Origin of the sequence: Dietzia sp. HMSC21D01 (genome assembly GCF_001815995.1) — a bacterium.
GTDB classification, from domain to species: Bacteria; Actinomycetota; Actinomycetes; order Mycobacteriales; family Mycobacteriaceae; genus Dietzia; species Dietzia cinnamea.
In genome coordinates, this window is sequence record NZ_KV823882.1 from 1 (window position 1) to 25,407 (window position 25,407).

Sequence of the window (25,407 nt, forward strand, 5' to 3'; positions counted from 1 at the left end):
TCGCCGCCCCTTTCGAGGCAACTCCTCCAGCTTAGCGGACCCGCTTCACCGTGTCAAACCCGGCTGGGCCCTCCCGCTTCGCGGAGGCTGTCTCCTCGGGCGGCTCGGGCCTCTCGGTCCGCGCCGCTCTCGGCGACGTCCAATAAGTTACGCAGGTGTGAACGGAAACGCAAACCCGCAGGTCAAGCCAGCTAACGAACGATGGCGTCGGCGAGAGCCGACGCCATCGTCGTACGCAGGGGCTGATCAGCTGATGCGGACGCCCGCGAAGCTCTTCTTGCCACGCCGCAGGACCAACCATTTGCCGTGGAGGAGATCACCGGAGGACGGCGTCCACTCCGGGTCCGAGACCCGCTCGTTGTTGACGTACGCGCCCCCCTCACCGACCGCACGGCGGGCGGCACCCTTGCTCTCGCTCAGCCCGGAGGCGACGAGCAGGTCGACGATGGTCGTAGGGCTGCCCGGGGCGATCTCCACCGCGCCGGCGTCCTCGAGCGCCGCCGCCAGAGTCGCCTCGTCGAGCCCGTCGAGCTCGCCGCGGCCGAACAGGGCCTGCGCGGCGGCCTGGACGGATTCCGTCGCGGCCACGCCGTGCACGAGCGTCGTCATCTCCTCGGCGAGGCGCTTCTGCGCCGCGCGCAGGTGGGGCTTGTCGCGGGTCGACGCCTCGAGCTCGTCGATCTCCTCACGCTCGAGGAAGGAGAACCACCGTAGGTAGCGCACGACGTCGGCGTCGGCGGTGTTGAGGAAGTACTGGTACCAGGTGTACGGGCTCGTCATGGACGGATCCAGCCACAGACTGCCGCCGCCGGTGGACTTGCCGAACTTCTTCCCGTCGGCAGAAGTCACGAGGGGGACCGTCATCGCGTGGACCGTCTCGCCGTCCACCCGCCGGTTGAGGTCGACACCGCCGATGATGTTCCCCCACTGGTCGGATCCACCCAGCTGCAGTGTGCACCCCATGTTGCGGCGCAACTGCAGGAAGTCGTTTGCCTGCAGCAGCATGTAGGAGAATTCGGTGAACGAGATGCCCTCGCCCTCGAGGCGACGCTTGACGGTGTCGCGCCCGAGCATCGTGTTGAGCGAGAAGTGCTTACCGACGTCGCGCAGGAACTCGATGACCGTCATGTGCCCGGTCCACTGCATGTTGTTCACCACCCGCGCACCGGTGGGTCCCTCGGTGAGGTCGACGAACAATTCCAACTGGCCGGCGATCCGCTCGGTCCACTCCGCGACGGTGTCAGAGGTGTTCATGACCCGCTCCCCCACCTCGCGGGGGTCGCCGATCATCCCTGTGGCGCCGCCGGCGAGGACGATGGGCCGGTGCCCGGCCAGCTGGAACCGGCGCAGGGTCAGCAACGGGATGAGGTGCCCGGCATGCAGACTCGGACCGGTCGGGTCGAACCCACAGTAGAGAGAGACCGTCCCCGCGTCGAGGTGGGCGCGAAGCGCCTCCAGGTCGGTCGACTGGGCGATCAGCCCACGCCACTGCAGTTCATCGAGGATGTCGTTGGTCACGACCGTCATTGTCCCCCATCGGTGCGACCGGCCACCACGGGGCGGGTGACCTGCGGTGCGCGTGGGCTCCGCCGATAGGCGGAGACCTCCCGCGCGCCGGCGAGCCAGAACCGCCAGGGCCGGTCCGCCTCGCGGGAGACCCCCACGCGCGGACCGGAGCGGATGTGGTCGTCGGGGACCGGCTCGGGTCGGAACCTGATCGACGACGAGGGGTCCAACACATTGGTGCCCCGCATCGACAGATCGATGCCGAGCGTGCGTCCGAGGTTGCCGGGGCCTCGGGCGGTGCGTTCCACCGGGATGCCGGGCCGGCGGGTCTCCACGGTCTCGTGACCGCCCACGACGCGGGCCGCCCGGAGGAGCACACCCCCTCCCTCACCCCGAGGTCGGCAGGTGATGTTCACGCACTGGTGCAACCCGTGGCTCAGGTAGACGTACAGGTGACCGGCGTCGCCGAACATCACCTCGTTGCGGGCCGTGCGACCCGGCCACGTGTGGGCCGCCGCGTCAGGAAACGCCGAGTCGGCGGGTCCGCCGTACGCCTCGACCTCCATGACGCGCACCGAGACCGTGTCGTGTGTGAGGATCCCGCCGAGAAGTAGCCGCGCCGCCTCGTCCGGGGACGAGGCGCGCAGCAACTCCCGGAACCGCTCGCCACCCGTCTCGTAGCCACCGGTGTCGTCGCGGTCGGCCCGGGGCGCGCCCGCCAGCGGACTCACTCCGCGGGCGTGCCGCCCGACCGGGCGACGAGATCCGCGTGCTCGGCGTCGTCGACCTGCCGGGACTCGTCGACCAGCAGGACGGGGATGCCGTCCTCGATCCGGTAGGCCCGGCGCAGACGCGGGTTGTACAGCGTCTCCCCGTCGATCAGGAGGAGGGGGCCCTTGTCCTCAGGACAGGCGAGGATCTCGAGCAGACGTGCGTCGATGACGGACATGACTCTCACCCTACCCACGCGGCGAACTGGTCACGGACCTCGCCCAACCGCCGGCGTTGCTCCGCCACGGCCTCACCCGCGGTCCCACCACGGGCGTTCCTCGACGCGACCGAACCGGACACCGTGAGGACCTCGCGGACCTCGGGCGTGAGCGCGGGGTCCACGGCCGCCAACTCGTCGTCGTCCAACTCGTCCAGTCCCACGCCGCGGCCCTCGGCCACCCGCACGCACTCACCGGCCGCCTCGTGGGCGACCCGGAACGGGACGCCCTGGCGGACCATCCACTCCGCGATGTCCGTCGCCAGTGTGTAACCGGCCGGCGCGAGCTCGGCGAGTCGCTCGGGATGGAACTCGAGCGTGCCGACGAGCCCTGCCATCGCCGGCAGCAGCAGGTCCAGTTGCGCCACGGAGTCGAAGACCGGCTCCTTGTCCTCCTGTAGGTCCCGGTTGTAGGCCAACGGCTGCGCCTTGAGGGTCGCGAGCAGCCCGGTGAGGTTGCCGATGAGTCGCCCCGTCTTCCCTCGCATCAGCTCGGCGACGTCCGGGTTCTTCTTCTGCGGCATGATCGAGCTGCCCGTCGACCATTCGTCGGCGAGCGTGACGTACCCGAACTCCGGAGTGGACCAGGCGATGATCTCCTCGGCCAGACGGGAGAGGTCGACCGCGATCTGCGCGAGCACGTAGGCCGCCTCTGCCGCGAAGTCCCTCGAGCTCGTGGCGTCGATCGAGTTGTCCGCCGCGCGGTCGAAGCCCAGCTCCGCAGCGATCGCGTCCGGGTCCAGCCCGAGAGAGGACCCGGCCAGTGCGCCCGACCCGTAGGGCGACACTGCCAGCCGGCGGTCCAGGTCTCTGATCCGGTCGAGATCGCGCAACAGCGGCTGCGCGTGGGCGAGCAACTGGTGCGAGAGCAACACCGGCTGGGCTGCCTGGAAGTGGGTCTTGCCCGGCATGACCGTCTCCGGGTGGGCGTCGGCCTGCGCGACGAGCGCGTCGACCACGTCGAGCACGCCCGTCGCCACCACCCGGACCGCGTCGCGGAGCCACATCCGGAAGAGCGTGGCGACCTGGTCGTTGCGCGAGCGGCCGGCCCGCAGCCGCCCACCGACCTCGGGGCCGACCCTGTCGATGAGCCCGCGTTCGAGAGACCCGTGAACGTCCTCGTCCGACTCGGCCGGGACGAACGCGCCGGAGTCGACGTCAGCGGCGAGCCGATCCAGCCCGTCGAGCATCGAGTCCAGGTCCGGCCCGGTGAGCAGGCCCGCCCGGTGCAGCACCCGGGCGTGCGCCTTGGACGCCCGGATGTCATACGGGGCCAGCTCCCAGTCGAAGTGGGTGGACTTGCTCAGTGCGGCCATGGCCTCCGCCGGGCCGCCGGCGAACCGGCCGCCCCACAGCGCGCCGGTATTGGTCCCGTGCCGGTCTTCCCCGGTCGTCCGCCCGCCGCCGTTCTGCTCGGCACTCACAGGCCGAGGTCCCGCTTGGCGGCGATCTTGGAGCTCAGGCCGTGTAGGTTGACGAAGCCCTTGGCGTAGCTCTGGTCGAACGAATCACCCTCGTCGTAGGTCGCGAGGTTGAAGTCGTACAGCGAGGAGTCGGACCGGCGGCCGTTGACGGTGATCGACCCGCCGTGCAGGACCATCCGGATGTCGCCCGAGACGTGCTGCTGGGTGTTGTCGATGAAGGCGTCCAGCGCGTACTTCAGGGGCGAGAACCACAGGCCGTCGTAGACCGCGTTCGACCACTCGTCCGAGACGCCGGACTTGTAGCGGGCGAGCTCGCGCTCGAGCGTGACGTCCTCGAGGGCCTTGTGGGCGGTGATGAGAATCATCGCGCCCGGAGCCTCGTACACCTCGCGGCTCTTGATGCCCACCAACCGGTCCTCGACCATGTCGAGACGCCCCACGCCCTGCGCGCCGCCGCGACGGTTGAGCTCCTCGATCGCCTCGAGCACACTGACCTTACGGCCGTCGATCGCGACCGGCACGCCTTCGGAGAAGGTCACGGTGACCTCGTCAGGGGCGGCGAAGTTGATCGTCGGATCCTCGGTGTAGTCGTAGACGTCCTTGGTGGGGGCGTTCCACAGGTCCTCGAGGAAACCCGTCTCCACCGCGCGGCCCCAGACGTTCTGGTCGATCGAGAACGGCGACTTTTTGGTGACGTTGATCGGGATCTCGTTCTTCTCGGCGAACTCGATCGCCTTCTCGCGGGTCCACGCGTAGTCGCGTACCGGCGCGATGACGTCGAGGTCAGGGGCGAGGGCACCGAAACCGACCTCGAAGCGGACCTGGTCGTTGCCCTTGCCCGTGCAGCCGTGCGCGACGGAGGTGCCGCCGTGCATCTTCGCCGCTGTCACCAGGTGCTTGACGATGAGCGGGCGGGAGATCGCCGACACGAGCGGGTACTGCCGCATGTAGAGACCATTGGCCTTGATGGTGGGGGCGCAGTACTCCTCGGCGAACTCGTCGCGGGCGTCCACGACGATCGACTCGACGGCGCCGCAGTCCAGGGCGCGCTGGCGCACCACGTCCATGTCCTCGCCACCCTGGCCGAGATCGATGGCGACGGCGACGACCTCGGCACCGGTCTCCTTGCCGATCCAGCTGATGGCGACGGAGGTATCGAGTCCGCCGGAGTAGGCGAGGACGACGCGATCGGACATGGTGTTCTCCTTGGTGTGTGCTGTGGGTCAGTGGGTCTGGGTGTGCGGGTCGCGGGGTCAGAGCTGGCGTCGGGCCAGCGCGGCGAGCCGGTCCGCGAGTTCCGCTCCGGCGACGGGTTCGCGGGCCATCACGAATATGGTGTCATCCCCGGCGATCGTCCCGACGACGTCATCCAGGTTGGCGCGGTCGAGCGCGCTGGCGAGGAAGTTGGCGGCCCCCGGCGGCGTGCGCAGGACCGCCATGTTGCCGCTGTGGTCGGCGGACACGAGCAGTTCGCCGAGCATCTTGGCCAGTCGGTCCGTGCCCCCGGGGATTCCCGGGACATGGCTCCCGTCCTCCGGGATGACGTAGCGGCCCGCTCCCCCGTCGGCGGCGCGGAGCTTGACGGCGCCGAGCTCGTCCAGGTCCCTACTCAGGGTCGCCACCGCTACGGCGATCCCCTCCTCCGCCAGCGCCTCGGCCAGTTCGGTCTGGCTGCGCACCGGACGGCGCCGAAGGATGTCGGTGATGCGGGCGTGCCGCACCGTCCTACTCACGGCGCCGACCGCGGTCACGCCCGCTCCAGGAGCCAGACGAGCAGGGCCTTCTGGGCGTGGAGACGGTTCTCCGCCTCGTCGAACACCCTGCTGCGGGGCCCGTCGATGACCTCGGCGGAGATCTCCTTGCCCCGGTACGCGGGCAGGCAGTGCAGGACGATCACGTCGTCGGAGGCCCGGTCCACCGCCTCCTGTCCGAGCCGGTAACCGGCCAGGTCCCGGAGGCGGTCGGCTGCGGAGTCCTCCATGCCCATCGACACCCAGGTGTCGGTGATGAGCACGTCGGCCCCCTCGACGGCCGAGGCGACGTCGGTGGTGATGCCGACCGATCCGCCCGTGGCCTCCGCGATCCGCTCGGCGTCGGCCACCACCTGTCCGGAGGGCTGGTATCCGTCCGGAGCGGCGATGATGATGTGGATTCCGGCCGTGGCGAAGCCGAGCAGGTAGGAGTGCCCCATGTTGTTGGCCCCGTCGCCGAGATACACGGCTCGCAGGCCGGCCGTGCGGCCGAAGTTCTCCCGGATCGTGAGGAGGTCCGCGAGGATCTGGCAGGGGTGGAACTCATCACTCAGCGCGTTGACGACCGGGACGTCCGAGTGCCCGGCGAGTTCGACGAGCCCGTCCTGGGAGTACGTCCGCCACACGATCGCCTCGACGTAACGGGACATCACCTTCGCGGTGTCCTCGAGCGTCTCTCCCTTGCCCATCTGAGTCGAACCGGACTCGACGACGATCGGGTTGCCGCCCAGTTGCGCGATTCCGGCGTCGAAGGAGAATCGGGTCCGTGTCGACGTCTTGTCGAAGATGACGGCGACGGAGCGTGGGCCCTCCAGCGGGCGCGCGGAGAACGGCTCGGCTTTGAGTTCCAACGCCAGGTCCAGGACGGCGGACTGCTCGTCGGGGCTCAGGTCGTCGTCGCGCAGGAAGTGGCGCACCGAGCGGGAGGCCACGGGCGAACCGGTCATGACGAGGACTCCTTCTGGGACGCGGCGTCGAGGATCGCGGGCAGGGCGGAGACGAACTCCGCCGCCTGCCCCTCGGTGAGGATGAGCGGCGGGGCGAGCCGGACGACGTCGGCGGTCGTGGCCCCTACGAGATAGCCGGCCCTCCGCGCGGCCTCCTCCACGGACTTGGCCACCGGGGCGGTGAGCACCATGCCGAGCAGCAGCCCCCGTCCCCGCACGTGGTCGATCAGCGGATGGTCGAGGCACTCGATCTCCGCGGCGATGACCTTGCCGAGCCGGTCGACGTGCGCCACGAGGTCGTCGGACTCGATCGTGTCGAGCACGGCGAGCGCGGCGGCGCACGAGACCGGATTACCTCCGAAGGTCGTCCCGTGCTGGCCTGCGGTGAGCAGCTCACCGGCCGAGCCGATCCCGAGGCACGCCCCGATCGGCAGCCCGCCGCCGAGCCCCTTGGCGAGGGTGATCACGTCGGGCACCACCCCCGCCTTGCGGGAGGCGAACATCGCGCCGGTCCGGGCGATCCCGGTCTGGACCTCGTCGACGATCATGAGGACGCCGTGCTCCGTGCACAACGCGCGGACGTCGGCGAGGAAGCCCTCCGGCGGTTCGACGACGCCGCCCTCGCCCTGCAGCGGCTCGAGGATCACGGCGGCGGTGTCAGCGGGGGGCTTCTCCACCAGTGCGGTGAGGGCGTCGATGTCGCCGTACGGATAGAACTCGACACCGGCCGGCATCGGCTCGAACGGTTCGCGTTTGGCGGGCTGACCGGTCATCGCCAGCGCGCCCATGGTCCGACCGTGGAAGCCGTTCTCGGCGGCGAGGATCCGTGAACGCCCGGTGCGACGGGCGATCTTGAACGCGGCCTCGTTGGCCTCGGCGCCCGAGTTGCAGAAGAACGCCCGCACCGGCTCGTCCACCGCCAGCAGGGCCTCGAGCCGCTCCGCGAGCTCGACGACCGTCGGGTGCACGTACAGGTTCGACACGTGCCCCAGCTCGGCGACCTGCCGGCCGACCGCGTCGACGATCGCGGGATGCGCGTGGCCGAGCGAGTTGACCGCGATACCGCCGAGGAGGTCGGTGTACTCGCGGCCGTCGGCACCGACGACGGTGACACCGCGTCCCGAGACCAGTGCGAGCGGCGGGGGGCCGTAGTTGCGCATCAGGGCGGTGTCCCACCTCGAGGTGAGGGTGGGAATGGTCTTCTCGCTCACGCGTTGTCTCCTGCCGGTATCCGGGTCTCGTGATCGCCCTCGGTCACCATCGTCCCGATGCCGCCCTCGGTGAGGATCTCCAGCAGCACGGAGTGCTCGACACGGCCGTCGATGACGTGGGCGGCGCGCACGCCGCCCTGCACGGCGCGCAGGCAGGCCTCCATCTTGGGGACCATTCCGCTCTCCAGTGACGGGAGCAGGCGCTCCAGGGGCCGGGTGCCCAGATGGGTCACCAGCGAGGAACGATCGGGCCAGTCCGTGTACAGCCCCTCGACGTCGGTGAGGACGACGAGCTTCTCCGCCTCCAGGGCCGAGGCGAGCGCACCCGCGGCGGAGTCGGCGTTGATGTTGTGGACGGTCCCGTCGGCATCGGGGGCGATGGTCGAGACCACGGGGATCCGTCCGGCCTCTATCAGGTCGAGCACCGCGCGCGGGTCGACGGATTCGACGTCGCCGACGAGCCCGATGTCGGTGGGCCGACCGTCGACCATCGCGGTACGCCGGACGGCGGTGAACAGGCCGGCGTCCTCGCCGGAGATGCCGACCGCGTACGGACCGTGCGCGTTGATCAGGCCGACGAGTTCACGCCCGACCTGCCCGAACAGCACCATCCGCACCACGTCCATCACCTCGGGGGTGGTGACCCGGAACCCGCCGCGGAACTCCCCCTCCATCCCGAGCCGCGCGAGCATCGACGTGATCTGCGGGCCCCCGCCGTGGACCACGACGGGCTTGAGCCCGCAGGTGCGCAGGAAGACCATGTCGGCGGCGAAGGCCTTTTTGAGCTCGTCGTCGATCATGGCGTTGCCGCCGTACTTCACCACGACGATCTTGTCGTGGAACTTCTGCAGCCACGGCAGCGCCTCGGCGAGAACGTGCGCGCGGACGAACGGCGTCAGTTCGGTGGACCCGTCGTTCATCGCTGTGGTCATGTCAGGCCTCTCCGGGCTGGTCGGGGATGGTCAGGGTGAGATGGACGTCGGCGCCGCCGCGGTGTCGGAACCGGAACTCCACGCCGTCGGCCGTGGGCGCCGGCTCGGGCAGCGGCGAGTGCTCGGTGTCCGGCCGGAAGACGAGGACCTCGATCGGGCCGACCTGCGTCCCGGACGCCGCGGCCAGCGACTCGGCGACGCTCTCGGCGACGAGGTGCGCGGCGGTGAAGTCGGCGGCCGTGTCCCCGGCGCCGGCATCTCCGATCAACACCACGCCGCGGGTGGCGGGGACCTGTGCGCAGCGGGCGCTCCACTGGAGTTCGCCGGCCAGCGCGGCCTCGGACACGCCCGGCGCGGCGATGTCGAGCCGGGCCGCGGTGCCGGCGGGCGCCCACCAGGACACGCTCCCGGGATCGTCGATGTACCTCCGGCGGACGAGACCGTGGAGGTCCTCGCCCGGGACGGCGCCGTCCGCACCGACCGGTCCGGCGTCGGTCACGGGGCGAGACCGACCGTGCTGAGCCCGTCGGTCTCGGGCAGGCCGAGCGCGAGGTTCATCGACTGGATCGCCCCGCCGGCGGTGCCCTTGGCCAGGTTGTCGATCGCGGCGGTGAACACCGCGCGGCCCGCGCGCTCGTCCACCTCGATGCCCAACTGCACGGCGTTGGAACCGAGAACGGAGGCGGTCATGGGCTGCACGCCGGCGGGCAGGACGTGGACGAACGGCTCGGCGCCGAACGCCTCCGCATAGACCGCGCGCAGCTCGGCGGCGCTCGCCGTGGTGGGGGCCACGGCGGTGGTGAGGATGCCGCGTGCCATGGGGGCGAGGACCGGCGTGAAGCTCAACGACACCTGCTCGTCGGTGACCGACCGGAGGTTCTGGAGGATCTCCGGGGTGTGCCGGTGGGTGGTGACGCCGTACGCCTTGACCGAGCCCATGACCTCCGAGGCCAGCATCGGGACCTTGGCGGATTTGCCGGCGCCGGACGCGCCGGTGACGGAGACGATCGTGATGGCCGAGGCGTCGATCAGCTTCGCCGCGACGGCCGGGAACAGCGCGAGCGTCGCCCCGGTGGGAAAGCACCCGGGCACGGCGACACGGCGGGTGGTCCGCAGCGCCTCGCGCGCCCCCGGCAGCTCGGGGAGTCCGTACGGCCACGACCCGGCGTGCTCGGAACCGTAGTAGCCCGTCCAGTCCTCGGCGCTGGAGAGCCGGAAGTCCGCGCCGAGGTCGACGACGAGGACGTCCGGCCCCAGCTGCTCGGCGATCGCCGCGGAGTGCCCGTGGGGCAGGCCGAGCACCACCACGTCGTGGCCCGCGAGGGACTGCGCGTCGGTCTCCGCCAGGACACGGTCGGCGAGCGGCAGCAGGTGCGGGTGATGCTCACCCAGCGTCTGTCCGGCGTTCGACCCGGCGGACAGGGTGCCCAGCTCGAGCTCACCCGACACGTAGGCCGGATGCCCCAGGAGGAGGCGGAGGAACTCCCCTCCCGCGTATCCCGAAGCACCTGCGACCGCTACCTTGATTGCCATGCGCATGAGTATGCACGACGTTGCAACCTTTTGCACGTGCGGGGGTCAGGCCCCCAGCTGTCGCCGTCCCCCCGCGAACCGCCGCTGCCCCAGGTCCACCGAGCCGCCCACCCGTCGCCCCTCCTCTATTCCGGACATACCGACCCGTCGGCGGGTGCCGCGCACCGCGGTCGGGAACCGGCGGCGCAGCTCCGCGTCCGCCCGCTGGGCGTCCGACCGGAGGACGATCCCCGCCCCGGCCGCGTCCCGGCTCTCGGCGACGGCGCCCTGCTCCGCGGCTTCCAGCCGCCGGCCGACCTCGAAGGCGAACCCGGTCATGAACGACTTGCGATGGGTGACGGCGGAGACGCCGGGCGCCGGGCGCTGGCGGGCCGCCGCGGCGAGCATCACCCCGGTCAACGCGCCGGCCAGCATGCCCACCCGCTCGACGTGCCGACGGACCCCGACGATATGGACGACGCGCGTGTTGTCCCCGCGCACGGCGGTGACGGCCCGGCAGTGCATCGCCGACGCGAGTGCGGCGACGAGGCCCACCTGGTCGGGCTGATAGCTGCCCGAGACCACGTGGTCGAGCACGGTCACCTCCGCCGCGGTGGTGTCGGGACCCGTGCGCGCCAGCGCCTCGTCGACGCCGTACTTGGCGAGAAGTGCGTAGGCGCGCTCGAGGAGCACGTCCGCCTCCGGCGTGCCGGCCACGCTCTCGGCCTTGGCGAAGAGCTTGCGCACCCGGTCCAGCGCCTTCTCGGGTGGCGGGGCGTCGTCGCGGCCGCGCGGGCCCGCACCATGCGGGTCGCGGTCGTCCGCTCCGCGCCGGTCGCGGTCGCTCCCGTGGCGCTGGTCGTCATGCGAGGAGGTGGCGTGAGAGGCGTTCATGGTCTGCTCCTGGTCGTCTCGGCTGTCAGTCGGGACGGATGCTCGCACACGTGTACGACACCGACGGCGGCCGCGCCTCGGCCGGAGCAACCGTGCCCGACGTCCGGGGCGACCCCCGGAGACGCTCAGCGGTGCAGGAACCAGGTGTGGTCGAGCGGCCCGGATCCGCGGCCCACCTCGAGTGCGAGCCCACCGTGCAGCGCCCCGTCCATCCACGGCCGGACGCGGCGGTAGGCCGCCTCCCAGTCCGGCACGCCGACACGGGCGGTGGCCAGGGCCGAGGACAACGAGCATCCGGTGCCGTGCGTGTGCGGGGTGTCGACCCGCACGAACGGCAGGCGGAGCGTGGTCCGCCTGCCGCCCTCGGTCTCGACGAGGACGTCCTCGGCGCTGCCGTCCTCGAGGTCGCCGGTGGTGGCGAGCACCGCGCAGCCGGTCTGCTCGTGAACGAGTTCGGCCTGACCGACGATGGTCTCGATGTCCGTGGCGCTCGTCTCGCCGCACAGGACGGCGAGCTCGGGGACGTTCGGCGTGACAAGGTCCGCGAGGGGTACCAGGTCACGGAGCCTGTGCGCGGCGTCGTCACTGGCCAGCTGGCCACCGGTGGTGGCGACCATGACCGGGTCGAGGACGACGTGCGGAGGACGACGACGACGAAGCCAGTCCCCGACCGCCTCGACGAGGCCCGCCTCACCGAGCATGCCGATCTTGACGGCGTCGATCACCACGTCCTCGGCCACGGCGTCGAGCTGGGCGATGACAGTCTCGGGCGGCACGGCGTGCACCCCGGTGACGCCGACGGTGTTCTGGACGGTGACCGCGGTGACGGCGCCCATCCCGTACCCGCCCATCGCGGCGACCGCCTTGACGTCCGCGAGCAGACCCGCGCCGCCGGACGGGTCGGTGCCCGCGATGCACAGCACCCTCGGTGCCCGGACCCTGTCAGCCACGCAGAACCGCCCCCACGGCCTTCTCCGCGGCCTCGACGGCCGCGCTGCGCCAGGTGCTCGCCTCGTCCTCGGTGAGCGTGCGGTCGGCGGCGCGGAACGTCAGCGCATACGCCAGGGACTTGCGGCCCTCGCCGAGCTGGGCGCCGGTGTAGACGTCGAACAGGCGCACGCTCTCGAGCAGCTCCCCGCCCCCCGAGCGCAGCGCGGACTCGACGTCCGCGGCTGGCACCGAGGCGTCCACCACGAGAGCGACGTCCTGGTTCACCGCCGGGTACGCCGAGATCGTCGGGGCCGGCAGGACCTCACGGACACCGATCGCGGTGAGGTCGAGTTCCACGGCGCAGGTCCGGGCCGGCACTCCGAGTCGCTCGCACGCCGCCGGGTGCAGTTCGCCGGCGTGCCCGACGACGACCGAGTCGACGAGCACCTCCACACAGCGGCCCGGGTGCCAGGGCGCGCACTCCGCCGCCCGGACACGCACCTCGGCACCGAGCGTACGACCGACGATCCTCGCCGCCTCCACCGCGTCGAGGGCGTCGGCCTCCCGGCCCGGGCCGAAGTGCCCGGCCGGCTCGCGCTTGCCGGTGTACAACGCAGCGACGTGCAGCGGCTGCTCGGGCAGCGAGGCGCTCAGCCGCTCGCGCTCCTCCGGGGTGGGCTCGCGGTCGACCGGCAGCATCTCCACCGGCGCGGTTGTGGGCGTACGGAACGACACCTGCGCGACCGAGAACAGCGCGAGGTCGCGAGTCCCCCGGGTGATGTTGCGGCGGGCGATCTCGACCAATGAGGGCAGCAGCGTGGTCGCGAGGTGCGACTTGTCGCTCTCGAGGGGGTTGACCACGGACATCGTGTTGCGGCGCTCGTCGTCGTCACCCAGTCCCATGTCGTCGAACACCGACGGATCACAGAACGGGGACGTCAGCACCTCCACGTGCCCGGCCGCGGCGAGGGCGTGACCGACGGCGCGTCGCCCACGCTGCTCGGCGGTCAGGCCCCGGCCCGCCGGGGCGGTGGGCAGCACCGACGGGATGTTCTCCAGCCCCTCCAGGCGCAGCACCTCCTCCACGAGGTCGGCCGGCAGCGCGAGGTCGGGACGCCAGGTCGGCGGCGTGACCTCCAGCAGCACTGCGTCGTCACCGGCGACGGCGCAGCCGATCTGCTCCAGGCGCCTCCGGGCGGTCCCGGCCGGGTACCCGACGCCGGCCACGCGCGAGGGGCGGTCCGGGTCGAACGCGATCGTCGGCATGACCGGGGCGGACCCCACGTCCGTGAGCGAGTCCTCGACCGTGCCGCCGGTGATCTCGGCGAGCAGGGTGGCCGCGCGGTCCAGGGCGGCGATCGAGGCCGCCGCGTCGACCCCGCGCTCGTAGCGCTTGCCGGCCTCACTCGGCAGCTTGTGACGGCGGATCGTCCGGAACACCGCGAGCGTGTCCCACACCGCGGCCTCCAACAGGACGTCGGTCGTCGTGTCCGAGACCTCGGTGGAGGCACCGCCCATGACGCCGGCCATCGAGATGGGGCCGGTCTCGTCGCAGATGACGACGTCCTCGGGGTCGAGGGTGCGCGTGACGTCGTCGAGCGTCACCAGGGTCTCCCCCGCCCGCGCACGACGCACAACGAGACCGCCCTGCACGCGGGCGGCGTCGAACGCGTGCATCGGGTGACCGAGTTCGAGCATGACGTAGTTGGTGACGTCTACGGCCGGGGAGATCGGACGCACGCCCGAGAGCAACAGGCGGCGGGCCATCCACCACGGGGTGCGCGCGGCCGGGTCCACGCCCGTCACGCGACGCAGGGCGAACCGCCGGGCACCGGACTCGGCGGTCACCTCGAGCGGCCAGGCCTCCTTCTCCGACGGCAGCCCGAGCTCGACCGCCGGGTCGGCGAAATCCAGGTCGAACCCGCACGCCAGCTCGCGGGCCAGGCCGCGGGCAGACAGGCAGTAGCCCCGATCCGGCGTCACGTTGAGTTCGATCACGGTGTCCCGCTCGCCGGCGCCCGCGGCCAACACCGGGCCGGCGGGGTCCCCGGGCTCGGCGGTGCCCTCGGCGAGGACGATGATCCCGCTGTGGTCGGAGCCGATCCCCAGCTCGGAGGCCGAACAGATCATGCCCTCACTCGGCTTGCCGTAGGTCTTGCGCTTGCCGATCTCGAACCCGCCCGGCAGGACGGTGCCCGGTAGGGCGACGACGACCAGGTCGCCTTCCGCGAAGTTGCGGGCGCCGCACACGATCTGCTGCGGCTCGTCACCGCCCACGTCGACCAGACAGAAGCGGATGGGCTTCTTGAAGCCCTCGAGCTCCTCGATACTCGCGACCCGGCCGATCGTGAGCGGGCCGGTGATCTCGGGGAGCTGCTCCGGCTCGCCCTCCACCTCGAGGCCGACGCGAACGAACCCGGCGTCGAGCTCGGCGGGCGTCACGGACCAGCCGTCGTTGGCCCGCTGCAGGATCTCGGTCAACCAGGACTGCGCAATTCGCACTGTGGGGTCCTTCGTCTCAGTGTGGTGGGAGGGGTGCGGCGCGTCAGGCGCGGATGCCGAAGGGCAGGGAGAAGCGGACGTCGCCCTCGACCATGTCGCGCATGTCCGACAGGCCGTTCCGGAACTGCAGGGTGCGCTCCAGGCCCGTACCGAACGCGAAGCCCGAGTACTCCTCGGGGTCGATCCCGCAGGCCGTGAGGACGTTCGGGTGGACCATGCCGCAGCCGCCCCACTCGACCCACCCGGCGCCGCCCTTCTTGCGGGGGAACCACACGTCCACCTCGGCGGAGGGTTCGGTGAACGGGAAGTAGTTGGGCCGCATGCGCGTCCGGGTCCCCGGACCGAACAGGGCGCGCGCGAACGCGTCGAGCGCGCCACGCAGGTGGGCCATCGTCAGCCCCTTGTCTATCGCCAGACCCTCCACCTGGTGGAAGACCGGGGTGTGGGTGGCGTCGAGCTCGTCGGTACGGAAGGTCCGGCCCGGGCATGCCACGTAGATCGGCGGCTCGCGGTCGAGCATCGTGCGGATCTGCACCGGGGAGGTGTGCGTGCGCAGCACCTGGCGGCTGCCCTCGGGCGCGACGTGGAAGGTGTCCTGCAGCGTGCGCGCCGGATGATCGGGCAAGAAGTTCAGCGCGTCGAAGTTGTAGTGCTCCGCCTCGACCTCGGGCCCCTCGGTGATCTCCCAGCCCATCGCCACGAACACGTCCGTGACCTCCTCGGTGATGATCGTGATGGGATGCTGGGCTCCCACCGGGGCGCGTCCGGACGGGACCGTCAGGTCGAGCGTCTCGGCCACGAGGACGGCGGCGTCGCGCTCGGCCTGCAGTTCGGCCAGGCGCCTGTCATATGCCTGCTGCACGCGCCCGCGGGCCACGTTGACCGCCTTGCCGGCCGACGCCTTCTGCTCCTTGCGCAGCGCGCCCAGGCCCCGCCGCGCCAGGGCGACCGGACTGCGGTCGCCCAGATGCGCCGTCTTGGCGGCGGCCAACGCGTCGAGGTCGGAGGCTCCCGCGAACGCGGCCTCGGCGTCGGCGGCGTAGCCGGTCAGTGACTCCTCGTCGATCCGGACCTCGCCCGCGCCTGTGTCTTCGCTCACCAGTGCCCTCGTCCTCCCCGTCACGTCGGCCTCTCGCAACCGACACACCACGGGTTCCGAGGGTAGTCGATCCCCGTAGCGCCCCCGGGTCCGCCCGGGCCGGCTCGTCCGAGGGCTCAGCCCCGGCGCCGGGTCACCGCGCTCCTCGTCGTCGTCATCTCCTCGCCGGATCCCACACCGCGGCGGCGACAATCCTGACGGCTTGCGCTCCGAGCTGATCCCGCCGGCAGGCTGCGTCACCTGGCCTCCCGGACGGCCCCCGACTCCACCACGAACTCGCGGGTCGCGCGGAAGGTGTCCCGCATGCGCCGGTCGTGGGTCACCAGCAGGACCGTCCCGTCGAAGGCGTCCACGGCCTGCTCGAGCTGCTCGATCGCGGGAAGGTCGAGGTGGTTGGTGGGTTCGTCCAGGACGAGCAGGTTCACCCCGCGCTGCTGGAGCAGCGCCAGCGCCGCGCGGGTGCGCTCGCCCGGTGACAGCGTGGCGCAGGCCCGCGCGACGTGCTCGCCGCCGAGCCCGAACTTGGCCAGGAGTGTTCGCGCCTCGGTGGGGTCGAGCCCGGCCGGGTCGGCGGCCACACAGAACGTGTCGAGCAGCGTGTCGCCGCCGCTGAACTCCGAGCGCGCCTGGTCGACCCGGCCGGGCACCACGCCGGACCCGATCGTCGCGCGCCCCGCATCGGGCGACGACGCTCCGGTGAGCACCGCCAGCAGGGTGGATTTCCCGGCACCGTTGGCCCCGCTGACGAGGACCCGGTCGCCGGCACCCAGCTGCACGGTGACGGGCCCCAGCGCGAAGTCCCCGCGCCGGACCACCGCGTCGGTCAGCACCGCCACCACCGCGCCGGAGCGGGGTGCGGCGGCGATCTCCATGCGCAGCTCCCACTCCTTGCGCGGCTCCTCGACCACCTCGAGCCGCTCCATCGCCCGCTCGGACTGGGCGATCTTGGCAGCCTGCTTCTCCGACCGCTGTCCGGCCCGGTTGCGGATGTGCTTGTCCCGTTCGACGTCCTTGGCGCCGGTCTTGCGCATGGTGTTGCGCACGCCTTTGTCGAGCCAGGTCTTCTGCGTCTGCACGCGCTCTTTGAGCTGGTCGACCCGGCCCGCGTACTCCTCATAGGCGTCGCGGGCCCGCTGCCGCGCCAGCGCGCGCTCGGTCAGGTAGGACTCGTAGCCCCCGTCGAACACGGTGATCTGCCGCTGGGCGGAGTCGAGTTCGACGATGCCGGTCACGCATCGGGACAGGAACTCGCGATCGTGGCTGACCACCACCATGGGGCGGCGTTCGGACCGCATGAACTCCTCGAGGACGGCCAGTCCCGCGAGGTCGAGGTCGTTGGTCGGCTCGTCGAGGAGCAGGATGTCGTACTGGCTGAGCAGGACGGCGCAGAGGTTGACGCGCGCGGCCTGCCCTCCCGACAGCGCGGTCATCGGCAGCTCCGTCACGGCGGCGTCGAGCCCGAGCCGCGCGGCGGTGGCGGGGATCCGGTCGTCGAGGTCGCCGCCGCCGAGCGCGAGCCAGCGTTCGAGGGCGTCCCCGTAGGCCTCGGCGGCGGCGGTGGAGTCGGCCATCCGCTCCGCGAGCGCGTCCATCCGCGCCTGCGCGTCCGCGACGCCGGTGACGCGGTGCAGGAAGTCGCGCACCACCTCGTCGTCGTCCCGCTCCACCTCCTGGCGGAGGAGGCCGACCGTGGCGTCCGGCGGGCTGACGGTGACCTGTCCGGTCATCTCCGCGAGAGGGTCGCCGGCCAGCGCGTGGAGCAGGGTGGACTTACCGGCGCCGTTGGGCCCGGCCAGGCCCCAGACGTCACCGGGGGCGACGACGAGGTCGAGCCCATCGAACAGCGTGCGCGCTCCCCGGGTGGCGCCGACTCCGCGGACGGTGAGCGTGGCGCTCACGCTCCCGCCTGCAGCCGGGAGCTGGTGTGCAGGCAGATGGACGCCGCAGTGACGATGTTCAGGCTCTCGGCGCGACCGCGGATGGGGATGCGAACCCGCAGGTCGGCGGCGACGGCGAGGTCAGTCGGCACGCCGTGGGCCTCGTTGCCGAAGATCCACGCGGTGGGAGCGGCGAGCACATCGTCGGCGCGTTCGATGTCGACCTCTCCGCCGGCGTCCGCGACGGCGACTTGCAGACCCGCCCGGTGGGCGCGACCGACGAGGTCGTCCTCGGCGATGCCGCGTACCACGGGGAGGTGGAAGACACTCCCGGCCGAGGAACGGACGGCCTTGGGGTTCTCCGGGTCGACCGCTCCCTCGGTGAGCCACACGGCGTCGGCGCCGAGCGCGTCCGCGACACGGATGAGGGTACCGACGTTGCCCGGCTCGGCCAGTCCCTGACCGACCGCGACGAGGCGCGGCGAGGCGACCATGTCCGGCCCGTCGTTCGTCACCGCGGCGCGCGTGGTGGCGTCGGCGGCGGTTCGCGTGACGGAGCGGCAGACAGCGACGATCCCGGTCGGCGTGACGGTATCGGACAGCCCGCGGATGGCGCGGTCGGTCACCACGGACACCGGGACGCCGGCGGAGCGACCGGCGTCGATCAGGCCGCCGAACCGGTCGAGCGCCGCCTCGGTACAGAAGAGTTCGACGGCGGAGCCGGTGGCGAGCGCGGCCTCGACCGAGTTGGCGCCCTCGGCGAGGAAGCGGCCGGCCTTGCGCCGGGCAGCCGAGCGGTGGAGCTTGGATGCGGAAACGACCCGCGGGGTCCGTTCGGTGAACGGATCCGCGGGTCGCCCCGTGCCCTGGTCGGGCGGAGTGTTCGTCAAGTCGCGAGTGTCAGGCAGCCGGTGCGTTGACGTCGGCCGGCAGAGCCTTGCGTGCGACCTCGACCAGCGCCGTGAAGGCGGCCGGGTCGGTGACGGCGAGGTCGGCGAGCACCTTACGGTCCACCTCAACGCCGGCGAGCTTGAGGCCCTGGACGAAGCGGTTGTAGGTCATGTCGTTGGCGCGGGCCGCGGCGTTGATCCGCGAGATCCACAGCTTCCGGAAGTCGCCCTTGCGCGCGCGACGATCGCGGTAGCTGTAGGTCATCGAGTGGAGCATCTGCTCCTTGGCCTTGCGGTACAGCCGTGAACGCTGCCCACGGTAGCCCTTGGTGGACTCGAGTACGGTCCGACGCTTCTTCTGGGCGTTGACTGCCCTCTTCACGCGTGCCACTGGTCAATCCTCACTGGTCTGGGTCGGTCGCCTACGGGGCGACCGTGAATTACTGAAGGTAGGAGGGGCTCAGAGCCCGAGGAGCCGCTTGATGCGGGGCACGTCGGCCGGGGCGACGTCCGTGCGGCCGTCGAGGCGACGGGTGCGCTTGGTGGGCTTCTTCTCCATGATGTGGCGGCGGTTGGCCTGCTGGCGGACCAGCTTGCCGGTTCCGGTCTTCCGGAAGCGCTTGGCAGTGCCCTTGTGGGTCTTCATCTTCGGCATGATCGGTCTTCCTCACATGGTTCGGCCCGGAATGCCCGGTGGGGCCTCGGGTGTGCGGACGGCGTGCGTCCGTGGTCTTGTCGGCGCGGAGGGCCTACTCGGACGCGGGGTCGGTGACCTTCGAGTCCTGCGCCTTGGCGCGGGTCTTGGCGCCGCGGTGGGGGGCCACGACCATGGTCATGTTGCGGCCGTCCTGCTTGGCGCTGGTCTCCACGTATCCGTACTCGGTGATGTCGTCGGCCAGGCGCTGCAGCAGCCGGAACCCGAGCTCGGGCCGGGACTGCTCACGGCCACGGAACATGATGGTGACCTTGACCTTCGAGCCCTTCTCGAGGAAACGGACGACGTTCCCCTTCTTGGTCTCGTAGTCATGTGTGTCGATCTTCGGCCGGAGCTTCTGCTCCTTGACGACGGTCTGCTGCTGGTTCTTCCGCGACTCGCGCTCTTTCTGCGCCGCCTCGTACTTGAACTTGCCGTAGTCCATGATCTTGCACACCGGCGGGCGTGCGTTGGGCGCGACCTCAACGAGGTCCAGATCGGCCTCCAGGGCCAGACGAAGTGCATCCTCGACGCGAACGATCCCCACCTGCTCGCCCCCGGGGCCGACGAGTCGGACTTCGGGGACACGGATTCGTTCGTTGATACGTGCTTCGGCGCTGATGGGCCCTCCTCGGTAGTTACGGTGCTGGCGTCCGCGACCACTCACGTGGCCGCACAACCGCCCTCGAGGGGCCCCACGCTCGCCGGCCGTGGCCGGCGAAGCCGAGAAGGCCCCACGGCATGTCTACCGGGGGCCTCTCACTCCTCACCCGTCGACGAGAACACGTCCGCGATCACTCGCGGTACCCCTCGCCGGGGTGGTGACCATCAAACTGCCTCGCGGCGTCGGATGGTGGGAGATCGGGCTCCTCTTGGACGACGGAACCCGCGTCGTAGCGGGCTCCCACAGTCGGTGATGAACTCTACCAGTTCCGGCCGTTGCCCCCAAACCGGTGTCGGTACACACGGCTCCGGGCGGTCCGTGGGACAGTAAACGGCATGAGCACCGACCATCCTTCATCCGCCGACCAGGCCACCGAGAACCTGCTCGGGGATCACCTCGACGCTCGCGAGGTCGAGATCGTCGATCTGGCGGACGTCTCCGCGCAGGAGATCATCTTCCGTTCCATCGTCGTCCTCATGAGTGCCGCGGCCGAGAAGCTGGGGCTGTCCGACGATGACCCGGCCTCGAGCCCGCGCCTCGACCTCGACGAGTCCCGCAAGCTCATCACCGCTCTCGCGGGCCTGGTGACCGGCTCGGCCGAGCATCTCGGGCCCCAGGCACGCGTCGTGCGTGACGGGCTGCAGGGCCTGCAGCGGGCGTTCCGCGAGGCCAGCGCGTACCCCGACGAGCCCGGCGAGGGCCCCGGCGAGAAGTTCACCGGCCCGGTCTACTGACCTCTCCCCCACCGCGGTCGGCGCCCGCACGGCGCCGACCGCTCGCATCGGGCACGCACCACGCGCCCGGAGGCGGGTGATCAGCGCAGCGCGCGCGCCCTGCGAGCCGCCTTGGCGGCGGTCTTCTTGGCCGCGGTCGGGGCGGGCTTCTTCGTACCCGAACTCTTCTCTCCGGTCTGTGTCGAACCGGCCTTCGCCACACCGGCCTTGCGCGCCCCGTTCGTCGCGGTCGAGGCGGAGGGCTTCTCTCCCGCGCTCGTTCCGTCGGTCCCCTGCCCCGTCGAGGTATCCGCTGCGGGCAGGACCTCCGCGAGGAACCGTCCCGTGTGGCTCTCCGGGACGGTGGCGACCTGCTCGGGGGTCCCCTCGGCGACCACGGTCCCGCCGCCGGCACCGCCCTCCGGTCCCATGTCGATGACCCAGTCGGCGCTCTTGATGACGTCGAGATTGTGCTCGATGACGATGACGGTGTTGCCCTTGTCCACCAGACCCTGGATCACCAGCAGGAGCTTGGTGATGTCCTCGAAGTGCAGACCGGTGGTGGGCTCGTCGAGGATGTACACCGTCCGTCCGCTGGAACGCTTCTGCAGCTCCGCTGCGAGCTTCACGCGTTGGGCCTCGCCGCCCGAGAGGGTGGGCGCGGGCTGGCCGAGTCGGACGTAGCCGAGCCCGACCTCGGTGAGCGTCTTGAGGTAGCGGTGGATCGAGGTGATGGGCTCGAAGAACTCGCAGGCCTCCTCGATGGGCATGTCGAGCACCTCGGCAATGGTCTTGCCCTTGTAGTGCACCTCGAGCGTCTCGCGGTTGTACCGCGCGCCGTGGCACACCTCGCACGGCACGTAGACGTCCGGCAGGAAGTTCATCTCGATCTTGAGCGTGCCGTCGCCCTGACAGGCCTCGCAGCGCCCGCCCTTGACGTTGAACGAGAACCGGCCCTGCTTGTAGCCACGCACCTTGGCCTCGGTGGTCGCCGCGAACAGGGTGCGGATCTTGTCGAAGACGCCGGTGTAGGTGGCCGGGTTGGAGCGCGGGGTCCGGCCGATCGGCGACTGGTCCACCTGGACGAGCTTGTCGAAGTCCTCGACCCCGTCGATCCGGGAGTGCCGGCCGGGGACCTGCCGCGCGCGGTTGAGCTGGTTGGCGAGCGTCGTCGCCAGGATGTCGTTGACAAGGGTGGACTTACCGGACCCCGACACCCCGGTGACAGCGCACAGCACGCCGGCGGGGAACACGACGTCGACGTTCTTGAGATTGTTCTCCCGGGCGCCCCGGACGTGGAGCCGCCTGTCGGGGCTCGGCTCGCGTCGCTTGGCGGGCACTGCGATCTTCCGTCGGCCGGCCAGGTAGTCGCCGGTGAGCGACTCCGTGTTGGCCAGCAACCCCTTGTAGTCGCCCGAGTGGACGACCCGCCCGCCGTGCTCACCGGCCAGCGGGCCGATGTCGACGATCCAGTCCGCGGACCGGATGGTGTCCTCGTCGTGCTCGACCACGAGCAGGGTGTTGCCCAGGTCGCGGAGGCGGACGAGGGTGTCGATGAGGCGGCGGTTGTCGCGCTGGTGAAGGCCGATCGACGGTTCGTCGAGCACGTAGAGCACTCCCGCCAGGCCCGACCCGATCTGGGTGGCCAGGCGGATGCGCTGGGCCTCACCACCGGACAGACTGCCGGCGACGCGGTCCAGGGAGAGGTAGTCCAGGCCCACGTCGAGGAGGAACCCCATCCGGGCCTGGATCTCCTTGAGGACGCGGCCGGCGATCATCGCCTGCCGCGAGTCCAGTTCCAGCCCGTCGAGGAAGGCCGCGCAGTCCTCGACCGACATACGGCTGATGTCCGCGATCGAGCGCTCCTGGCCGCCGGGGCCCGCGAGGGTGACGGCGAGGATCTCCGGCTTGAGGCGGGTCCCGTCGCAGCCCGGGCAGGGCACCTCGCGCATGTAACCCTGGTAGCGCTCCTTCTGCGATTCGGACTCGGTCTGTTCGAGGCGTCGCTTGAGGAACGACATGACGCCCTCGAACTTGGCGTCATAGGTGCGGGTCCGTCCGAACCTGTTGCGGTACTGGACCCGGACCTTGGTCGGGGCTCCTCCCAGCACGGCCTTGCGCACCTTCGCGGGCAGGTCCTGCCACGGCGTCCGCAGATCGAAGCCCATGTCGCTGGCCAGGCCGGTGAGGAGCTGCTGGAAGTAGTCCGCGCTCTGACCACCCGACCAGGGCGCGATCGCACCGTCGGCCAGGGACCGCTCGGGATCGGGGACCACGAGGTCGGGGTCCACCTCGAGGTGCGCTCCTAGGCCGTCACACACCGGGCAGGCGCCGTACGGGTTGTTGAACGAGAACGCGCGCGGCTCCATGTCGTCCAACGCGATGGGGTGGCCGTTGGGGCACGCCATGTGCTCCGAGAACCGCCGGTGGCGGGCGGGATCCGACTCGTCGCGGTCCACGTACTCGATCACGATCACGCCGTCGGCCAGGCCGAGGGCGGTCTCGACCGAGTCGGTCAGCCGCTGGCGCGAGGACGGCTTGGTCGCCAACCGGTCGACCACCACCTCGATGTCGTGCTTCTCCTGCTTCTTCAGCGTCGGGGGCTCGGACAGCGAGTGCAGGACACCGTCCACTCGCACACGGCTGTAGCCGTCGGCGGCGAGCTGCGCGAAGAGGTCGACGAACTCCCCCTTTCGCGTCCGCACGACGGGCGCGAGCACCTGGAACCGCGCCCCTTCCTCACCCTCGAGGATCTGGTCGACGATCTGCTGCGGGGTCTGCCGCGAGATCACCTCGCCACACGTCGGACAGTGTGGTACCCCGGCGCGCGCGTAGAGCAGACGGAGGTAGTCGTGGACCTCGGTGATGGTTCCGACGGTCGACCGGGGGTTGCGGTTGGTCGACTTCTGGTCGATCGACACCGCCGGCGAGAGACCCTCGATGAAGTCGACGTCCGGCTTGTCCATCTGACCGAGGAACATCCGGGCGTAGGAGGACAGCGACTCGACGTACCGACGCTGACCCTCCGCGAAGATCGTGTCGAACGCCAGCGACGACTTGCCGGAGCCGGACAGCCCCGTGAAGACGATCAGCGAGTCGCGGGGCACGTCGATGTCCACGCCCTTGAGGTTGTGCTCCCGTGCGCCGCGGACGACCAGACGGTCCACCATGGGTTCTCCTTCCGACTGGGGAGCGCCGCCACCGATCCGTGACGGAAGCCGTACGCCGGGCATGGCCACCGTTCCCGCAGACGAAGGTACCAACGTGGTACGACACGCTTACGGCCACCGGCCGCGTCCGACGCCGGTAGCCTGCAGTTATGTCGAATCCCACCGAGTCCCTACCCGACCGCATCACCCTCACCGAGGGTTACTCCGGCCGCCTCTCCGGGCGCCTGACCGGCGAGCGCTGGACCGTGGGTCCCGCGCGACTGAGCAAGATCTCCGTCGGCGAGATGGACAACAACGTCTACGTCATCGAATCGACCGACACGGGCGCGGTTCTGCTCGTCGACGCCGCCAACGACGCGGCGCAACTCGTCGAGCACCTGCGCGACCGCGCCCCCGGCGTCAAGGACGTGTTGACCACCCACCTGCACGCCGACCACTGGATCGGCCTCGCGGAGACGGTCGAGGCGCTCGGCCTGACCACCATCGCCTCCCCCGGTGACGCCGCGGGCATCGACGTCCCCACGGATCGACACGTCTCCCACGGGGACGAACTCGAGGTGGGCGACCTCCGGCTGGAGGTGATCGGTCTGCGCGGCCACACGCCCGACGGCATCGCCCTGCTCCTGCGGACCGACGCGGGGACACATCTGTTCTCGGGCGATTCGTTGTTCCCCGGCGGGCCCGGCAAGACCGGGTCCCCCGAGGACTTCACCACCCTGATGGGCGACCTGGAGTCCCGGGTCTTCGACGTCCTCGACGACGACGTGGTGGTCCACCCCGGGCACGGCGACGACACGACGATCGGCGCCGAGCGTCCCCACCTGGCCGAGTGGCGCGACCGTGGCTGGTGACGGTCGGCCGACCCGCCCGTCGAGCGGCGACCCGCGACCGCGACCGGAAGCGCGCGCCGCGAGTTCGCACTAGGTTCGGTGACGCACTCCCACCTATCCAGGAGGAACGATGATTCGACGACTCGCACGACCCATGCTCGCCACGGTGTTCGTCATCGACGGCGTTGAGACGCTTCGCAACCCCCAGGCCCACGTCGCCGATGCCGCGCCGCTCGTCAACAAGGCGGCACCGCTGGTGGAGAAGGGTGAGCAGGCCGTCAACGAGAAGGTGACCACGTCGGTGCCGCCGGTGCCCAAGGACACCGAGACGCTCGTCAAGGCGCTCGCCGGGGTGAAGATCGGCGCGGGCGCGCTGTTCGCGCTGGGCAAGGCCCCCCGCCTGTCGGCGCTGGCGCTCACCGCCGCCCACGCCCCCTCGGCGATCAGCCGGCACGCGTTCTGGATGGAGTCCGACCCGGCCGCGCGCAGCCGCAAGACCACGGGGCTGGCCACGGACGTCGCGCTCCTCGGTGCGCTCCTGCTCGCCTCCGTCGACACCGCCGGTCAGCCCGGCCTCGCGTGGCGCGCCCGCAAGGCCGGTGACACGGTCGCCGCCAAGCTGCCCGGAGCGAAGGCCGAATCCGCTGCGGCCGGCGCGGCGATCGCCGGCGTCGCCCACAGCGTCGCGGACCAGGCGCGGGGCGCCGCCGACACGATCCGGGACAAGGCACCGGAGGTGGCCGAGACGGTGCGCGAGAAGGCCCCCGAGGTCGCCGAGCAGGTCCGTGAGCAGGCGACCGGCGTCGCCGGGGTCGTCCGGGAGAAGGCCCCCGAGGTCGCCGGCCGGCTGCGTGGGCGCGCCGACGCCGCGCG

At 71.0% G+C, this 25,407-nt stretch carries 24 protein-coding genes; 3 read left to right on the forward strand and 21 right to left on the reverse strand.

Annotation, left to right across the window (positions count from 1 at the left end; all coding sequences use genetic code 11):
• Positions 1 to 246: 246 nt before the first annotated feature.
• The 20 genes from tyrS to infC form a co-directional block, all read right to left on the reverse strand.
• Positions 247 to 1,518: a tyrosine--tRNA ligase gene (tyrS, locus tag HMPREF3086_RS07355; RefSeq protein ID WP_061228802.1), complete on the reverse strand. Its 1,272-nt coding sequence runs from the start codon at positions 1,516 to 1,518 to the stop codon at positions 247 to 249.
• Between the two features lie 5 nt (positions 1,519 to 1,523).
• The gene (locus HMPREF3086_RS07360; protein ID WP_082767695.1) at positions 1,524 to 2,237 is read right to left on the reverse strand and encodes a DNA-3-methyladenine glycosylase; all 714 of its coding nucleotides are present in this window, start codon (positions 2,235 to 2,237) and stop codon (positions 1,524 to 1,526) included.
• Entirely contained in the window at positions 2,234 to 2,455 is a 222-nt protein-coding gene (locus tag HMPREF3086_RS07365) for a Trm112 family protein (RefSeq protein ID WP_061228755.1), read from the reverse strand. The genes HMPREF3086_RS07360 and HMPREF3086_RS07365 overlap by 4 nt, the downstream gene beginning before the upstream one ends.
• Positions 2,456 to 2,460: 5 nt before the next feature.
• Positions 2,461 to 3,918 (reverse strand): argininosuccinate lyase, encoded by a 1,458-nt coding sequence (argH, locus tag HMPREF3086_RS07370; RefSeq protein ID WP_061228756.1) that lies wholly within the window; start codon positions 3,916 to 3,918, stop codon positions 2,461 to 2,463.
• Complete coding sequence (locus HMPREF3086_RS07375; protein WP_061228757.1) at positions 3,915 to 5,114, reverse strand: argininosuccinate synthase; 1,200 nt, start codon at positions 5,112 to 5,114, stop codon at positions 3,915 to 3,917. The genes argH and HMPREF3086_RS07375 overlap by 4 nt, the downstream gene beginning before the upstream one ends.
• Before the next feature lie 57 nt (positions 5,115 to 5,171).
• Entirely contained in the window at positions 5,172 to 5,669 is a 498-nt protein-coding gene (locus tag HMPREF3086_RS07380; protein WP_106385954.1) for an arginine repressor, read from the reverse strand.
• A complete protein-coding gene (gene argF / locus HMPREF3086_RS07385) occupies positions 5,666 to 6,616 on the reverse strand; it encodes an ornithine carbamoyltransferase (RefSeq protein ID WP_061228759.1) in 951 nt (316 codons plus the stop codon). The genes HMPREF3086_RS07380 and argF overlap by 4 nt, the downstream gene beginning before the upstream one ends.
• Positions 6,613 to 7,827: an acetylornithine transaminase gene (locus tag HMPREF3086_RS07390; protein ID WP_083324341.1), complete on the reverse strand. Its 1,215-nt coding sequence runs from the start codon at positions 7,825 to 7,827 to the stop codon at positions 6,613 to 6,615. Before HMPREF3086_RS07390 ends, argF begins: the two co-directional genes overlap by 4 nt.
• On the reverse strand, positions 7,824 to 8,759 hold the full coding sequence (gene argB, locus HMPREF3086_RS07395) for an acetylglutamate kinase (protein WP_061228760.1): 936 nt from the start codon (positions 8,757 to 8,759) through the stop codon (positions 7,824 to 7,826). The genes HMPREF3086_RS07390 and argB overlap by 4 nt, the downstream gene beginning before the upstream one ends.
• 1 nt (position 8,760) lies before the next feature.
• Complete coding sequence (locus HMPREF3086_RS07400; RefSeq protein WP_061228761.1) at positions 8,761 to 9,258, reverse strand: hypothetical protein; 498 nt, start codon at positions 9,256 to 9,258, stop codon at positions 8,761 to 8,763.
• Complete coding sequence (gene argC / locus HMPREF3086_RS07405; protein WP_061228804.1) at positions 9,255 to 10,292, reverse strand: N-acetyl-gamma-glutamyl-phosphate reductase; 1,038 nt, start codon at positions 10,290 to 10,292, stop codon at positions 9,255 to 9,257. Before argC ends, HMPREF3086_RS07400 begins: the two co-directional genes overlap by 4 nt.
• Before the next feature lie 45 nt (positions 10,293 to 10,337).
• The gene (locus tag HMPREF3086_RS07410) at positions 10,338 to 11,165 is read right to left on the reverse strand and encodes a DUF2786 domain-containing protein (protein ID WP_239550155.1); all 828 of its coding nucleotides are present in this window, start codon (positions 11,163 to 11,165) and stop codon (positions 10,338 to 10,340) included.
• A 125-nt stretch (positions 11,166 to 11,290) separates the two neighbouring features.
• On the reverse strand, positions 11,291 to 12,115 hold the full coding sequence (gene thiD / locus HMPREF3086_RS07415; RefSeq protein WP_232303089.1) for a bifunctional hydroxymethylpyrimidine kinase/phosphomethylpyrimidine kinase: 825 nt from the start codon (positions 12,113 to 12,115) through the stop codon (positions 11,291 to 11,293).
• Positions 12,108 to 14,597 (reverse strand): phenylalanine--tRNA ligase subunit beta, encoded by a 2,490-nt coding sequence (pheT, locus tag HMPREF3086_RS07420; RefSeq protein WP_061228763.1) that lies wholly within the window; start codon positions 14,595 to 14,597, stop codon positions 12,108 to 12,110. The genes thiD and pheT overlap by 8 nt, the downstream gene beginning before the upstream one ends.
• Positions 14,598 to 14,640: 43 nt before the next feature.
• Positions 14,641 to 15,696 carry a phenylalanine--tRNA ligase subunit alpha gene (gene pheS / locus HMPREF3086_RS07425; protein ID WP_070721052.1) on the reverse strand — a complete coding sequence of 352 codons (1,056 nt, stop codon included), beginning with the start codon at positions 15,694 to 15,696 and terminating at the stop codon, positions 14,641 to 14,643.
• Between the two features lie 236 nt (positions 15,697 to 15,932).
• Positions 15,933 to 17,594 (reverse strand): ABC-F family ATP-binding cassette domain-containing protein, encoded by a 1,662-nt coding sequence (locus tag HMPREF3086_RS07430; protein ID WP_070721055.1) that lies wholly within the window; start codon positions 17,592 to 17,594, stop codon positions 15,933 to 15,935.
• Positions 17,591 to 18,463, reverse strand: coding sequence for a TrmH family RNA methyltransferase (locus HMPREF3086_RS07435; RefSeq protein WP_061228766.1), 873 nt, complete (start codon positions 18,461 to 18,463; stop codon positions 17,591 to 17,593). Before HMPREF3086_RS07435 ends, HMPREF3086_RS07430 begins: the two co-directional genes overlap by 4 nt.
• Before the next feature lie 10 nt (positions 18,464 to 18,473).
• A complete protein-coding gene (gene rplT / locus HMPREF3086_RS07440; RefSeq protein ID WP_007630820.1) occupies positions 18,474 to 18,854 on the reverse strand; it encodes a 50S ribosomal protein L20 in 381 nt (126 codons plus the stop codon).
• A gap of 69 nt (positions 18,855 to 18,923) precedes the next feature.
• Positions 18,924 to 19,118, reverse strand: a complete 195-nt coding sequence (rpmI, locus tag HMPREF3086_RS07445; RefSeq protein WP_007630819.1) for a 50S ribosomal protein L35 — start codon at positions 19,116 to 19,118, stop codon at positions 18,924 to 18,926.
• A 94-nt stretch (positions 19,119 to 19,212) separates the two neighbouring features.
• Positions 19,213 to 19,824, reverse strand: a complete 612-nt coding sequence (gene infC, locus HMPREF3086_RS07450; RefSeq protein WP_100086307.1) for a translation initiation factor IF-3 — start codon at positions 19,822 to 19,824, stop codon at positions 19,213 to 19,215.
• Between the two features lie 332 nt (positions 19,825 to 20,156).
• Between infC and HMPREF3086_RS07455 the strand changes: the two genes are divergently transcribed.
• Positions 20,157 to 20,555, forward strand: a complete 399-nt coding sequence (locus HMPREF3086_RS07455) for a DUF1844 domain-containing protein (protein WP_061228767.1) — start codon at positions 20,157 to 20,159, stop codon at positions 20,553 to 20,555.
• Between the two features lie 80 nt (positions 20,556 to 20,635).
• On the opposite strand, the gene uvrA is transcribed toward HMPREF3086_RS07455, so the two are convergent.
• Positions 20,636 to 23,704, reverse strand: coding sequence for an excinuclease ABC subunit UvrA (gene uvrA, locus HMPREF3086_RS07460; RefSeq protein ID WP_061228768.1), 3,069 nt, complete (start codon positions 23,702 to 23,704; stop codon positions 20,636 to 20,638).
• Between the two features lie 149 nt (positions 23,705 to 23,853).
• Here uvrA and HMPREF3086_RS07465 point away from each other — a divergent pair, with 149 nt between their 5' ends.
• Entirely contained in the window at positions 23,854 to 24,555 is a 702-nt protein-coding gene (locus HMPREF3086_RS07465; RefSeq protein ID WP_070721058.1) for an MBL fold metallo-hydrolase, read from the forward strand.
• A 109-nt stretch (positions 24,556 to 24,664) separates the two neighbouring features.
• A partial coding sequence (locus HMPREF3086_RS07470; RefSeq protein ID WP_070721065.1) for a DoxX family membrane protein occupies positions 24,665 to 25,407 on the forward strand: 743 nt, incomplete at its 3' end.

Coding starts and splice junctions, on each gene's coding strand:
- HMPREF3086_RS07365 (WP_061228755.1), bottom strand. CDS start 2,455: ATGTCCGTCATCGACGCACGTCTGCTCGAGATCCTCGCCTGTCCTGAG.
- HMPREF3086_RS07375 (WP_061228757.1), bottom strand. CDS start 5,114: ATGTCCGATCGCGTCGTCCTCGCCTACTCCGGCGGACTCGATACCTCC.
- argF (WP_061228759.1), bottom strand. CDS start 6,616: ATGACCGGTTCGCCCGTGGCCTCCCGCTCGGTGCGCCACTTCCTGCGC.
- argB (WP_061228760.1), bottom strand. CDS start 8,759: ATGACCACAGCGATGAACGACGGGTCCACCGAACTGACGCCGTTCGTC.
- argC (WP_061228804.1), bottom strand. CDS start 10,292: ATGGCAATCAAGGTAGCGGTCGCAGGTGCTTCGGGATACGCGGGAGGG.
- HMPREF3086_RS07410 (WP_239550155.1), bottom strand. CDS start 11,165: ATGAACGCCTCTCACGCCACCTCCTCGCATGACGACCAGCGCCACGGG.
- rpmI (WP_007630819.1), bottom strand. CDS start 19,118: ATGCCGAAGATGAAGACCCACAAGGGCACTGCCAAGCGCTTCCGGAAG.
- HMPREF3086_RS07455 (WP_061228767.1), top strand. CDS start 20,157: ATGAGCACCGACCATCCTTCATCCGCCGACCAGGCCACCGAGAACCTG.
- uvrA (WP_061228768.1), bottom strand. CDS start 23,704: ATGGTGGACCGTCTGGTCGTCCGCGGCGCACGGGAGCACAACCTCAAG.
- HMPREF3086_RS07465 (WP_070721058.1), top strand. CDS start 23,854: ATGTCGAATCCCACCGAGTCCCTACCCGACCGCATCACCCTCACCGAG.